We start from the raw sequence: 3,324 nt of genomic DNA, 5'->3' as shown, positions 1-3,324 counted from the left end.
CGCCACGCGTGGGGAACCGCATCACATGTGCCTTTCTGCCGGGAGTCACGGGAGAGCCGTCGCCTGTTACAGCAGGCGTAGCGCGTACGCCGCCGGCCGGGCGACCGTGCCGCACCACCGTCCCAACCCTGCCCGGGCCCGGCCATGGCCCGAAAGGAGGAGCGCGCACCGCCCCGACGAGTGCGCCCCTCGCGCAGATCTCCAAGGACGCCCGCAACGCCGTACTGGCCGCCCCTACAGGGGCACACCTGCCCGTGCGCCCTTGGCTGCCCCTGGCATCCGCCGACGATCTCGATTGGACACGACCATGACCGTCACCAAGACCACCGACGCCATCGAGAAGTTCGGACAGCATTCCCTCGGTCGCCTATCCCATCAAGTGCCGGCTGGTCCACAACGTCTTCCCCCTGGTGCCCCATAGCTCTCGCCGTCGAAACGCGACACCCTCGCTTTGCCAAAGCATCCCCATCAACAGCTCGCTGCCAAGTCAGTCGCGAAAAGGGGCGCTCTGCCGCGGCTCACGCCGCACGGCCCGAAAACCGGCCACACGGTACGCACTCGTGCCGCGTCACCGGCCACCGGGCATCATTCCCGTCGGCGTGCCGAGCGTGGAGCTGGGGACACGTCCTCGTTCAGCCGAGCGCGCAGCAACAGGAGTGCTTCAGAGGTCGTTTTCTCCCAGTGTTTTATCCCGGAATTTGCTGTTTGGGCTGGGGTGCCGGGTCACGCCAGGAGACGGTGGCTTCGCCGGTGAGGCGGCGGGCCATGAGCTCGGTCATGGCGATGTGGATCATGGCCTCGGAACGGACGGACAGGGTCTCGTAGTCGCGGGTCAGTCGGCGGTGGAGCATGAGCCAGCCGTAGGTCCGCTCGACTGCCCACCGTTTCGGGATCGGGGTGAATCCCCTGGTCCCGGGCTTACGCTGGGTGATTTCCATGTCAATGACGAGGGCGGCCGTGCTCGACGAGGTGCTGTCGGTAGCCACCGTCGACCCATACCTTGCGAATGCCAGGGTGCTCGGCGGCGACTTGGTCAAGGAGCCTGGTGCCGGCGACGGAGTCCTGCATGCTCGCCGCGGTGACCAGCACGGCAAGCAGGAGACCGATGGTGTCGGTGACGATGTTCCGCTTCCTGCCCACGATCTTCTTGCCTGCGTCGATGCCCTGGCCAGCTGCGGGGACACTCGTGGAGGTCTTCACGCTCTGGGCATCGATTACACAGGCTGACGGCTCGGGATCCCGTCCCTCCTTCTCTCGTAGTAACTGCCGGAGCAGGCCGTTGAGCTGCGCGAACACGCCCTCATCCGCCCATTTGGCGAAGTAGCCGTAGACCGTGTTCCAGTGCGGGAAGTCATGCGGCAGGTAGCGCCACTGGACCCCGGTGCGGTCCACATACAAGATCGCGTCCATGATGTCGCGCAGGTCATGCTCGGGCGGCCGGCCGAAGTCCAGGGCCCTGCCGCGGCGCTCGAAGCGCCAGGCCGTCAGTACCGGCTCGATCAACTCCCAGCGGGCATCGGACAGATCACTCGGATACGGGCGTCGCGTAGGCATGCTTCCGGCGTACTGCCGCAGGCCGAGTGCGCCCAGGCGCACAGCGACGACAACGGAAGCAACGCGGTCACGAAAGCCCGGCATCTTGGGATGAGACAGGCGCAAACCACGTCCCGCCTCATCAGCCACCCCGCCAGACCAGCAAGAGTCAACTCGCATCTCCAGCAGCACGAGCACCACAGCCCGGCCGCATGAAAATCACTGGATACGCGGACAGTCGAGGTGAAAACGACCTCTCAGAGGTCGTTTTAACCTGTGAAGTTCGTTTCATCCCAGATGGTGACGGCGGCCATGAAAAGCTCCCCGTAGGTGGCCACTTACCGCCCCACTGATGGCCACGGGATTCCCCACGTACGGCCAGATATCTCCCCGCTCGCTATGGACGCATCCCGCTCGGCGAGGCTCGGGCGGGTGAAGAACAGCAGGGAGATCATGGAGATCCTTGAGGCGTACGACCTCACGGGCAGTTACCGCGCCGCGGCCGAGCTGACCGGCGTCGACCACCACACGGTGGCCCGGTATGTGAAGATGCGGGCCGCCGGCCAGCATCCCGACCAACGCCGTCACCGAGCCCGCGCGATCGACGACTATCTGCCGAAGATCGAGGAACTGGTGGTCCGTTCGCAGGGCAAGATCCGCGCGGACGTGGTGCACAAGAGGATCGTCGCGATGGGCTTCACCGGCGGGGAACGCACCACCCGCCGCACCGTCGCCGAGGCAAAAACCCAGTTCAGGGCTGGTCGACGGCGGGTCTATCGGCCGTGGGTGACCGAGCCGGGGCTGTGGATCCAGTACGACTACGGCGACGGGCCGACCATCGCCGGCCGCAAGACCATCCTGTGGTGCGCCTGGCTGGCCTGGTCCCGGTTCCGGATCGTGATCCCGATCTGGGACAAGACGCTGCCGACGGTCACCTCGTGTCTGGACGCGACGTTCCGCCGCATCGGCGGAGTGCCGGCCTACGTCCTGACGGACAACGAGAAGACGGTCACCACCGACCACGTCGCCGGGATCGCGGTCCGCAACCCGGAGATCGTCGAGGTCGCCCGGCACTACGGCACGACCATACGCACCTGTCTGCCCGCAGACCCGGAGACCAAGGGCGGCTCCGAGGCGACGGTCCGCATCGCAAAGGCCGATCTGGTGCCGAAGGACGTCAACCTGCGCGAGCACTACAAGACCTTCGGCGAACTGGAGGCGGCCTGCCGGGCCTTTTGCGACGAGGTCAACTCCCGCACCCACCGGGCGACCCGGCGCAAGCCCGCCGAACGGCTCGCCGAGGAACAACAGCGCCTGCACCCGCTGCCCAGACGGCCGTTCACTGCCGCGTTCGGCACCACCCGCCGGGTGAACTGGGAGTCCACGATCTCGGTCGAAGGGGTTCGCTACTCCGTTCCGCACCAGCTGATCGACAACCGGGTCTGGGCCCGCTTCCACGGCGACGAACTGATCGTCACCGCGGTCGGCGAGGACGGCTCGGCCCGCGAGGCCGCCCGCCACCGCCGCGGCCAGCCGGGCACCCCGGTCCTGGACGACGCCCACTACCCGCCGCGGGAGAACAAGGAGAACGACCGCACCCCGAAGCCCACTTCAGCAGAGGAAGCTGTCTTCCTCCAGCTCGGTCCCGGGGCAGCGTCCTGGCTGGTCGAAGCAGGGGCGTCCGGGGTCCGCCGCATCAAGGCGAAGATGGCCGAGGCCGTCGCCCTGTCGAAGCTCTACTCGGTGGCCGAGGTCGACCGGGCCCTGGGCACCGCCGCGGTCACCGGCCGG

Annotated in this window: 1 protein-coding gene and 1 pseudogene; one reads left to right on the top strand and one right to left on the bottom strand. The window is 67.2% G+C overall.

Translation table 11 applies throughout. The annotated features are described in order from the left end of the window. Window positions 1-686: 686 nt before the first annotated feature. Window positions 687-1,554: pseudogene (locus ACFYW5_RS37725) on the bottom strand (IS5 family transposase). 411 nt (window positions 1,555-1,965) lie between these two features. Between ACFYW5_RS37725 and istA the strand changes: the two are divergent. Then, a partial coding sequence (gene istA / locus ACFYW5_RS37720) for an IS21 family transposase (protein WP_389421662.1) occupies window positions 1,966-3,324 on the top strand: 1,359 nt, incomplete at its 3' end.

It is taken from the genome of Streptomyces sp. NPDC002779, assembly GCF_042888685.1.
In the GTDB taxonomy this organism is placed as follows: domain Bacteria; phylum Actinomycetota; class Actinomycetes; order Streptomycetales; family Streptomycetaceae; genus Streptomyces.
Note: the sequence above shows the minus strand (reverse complement) of the source record. Positions and strands in the feature narration are given on the sequence as shown.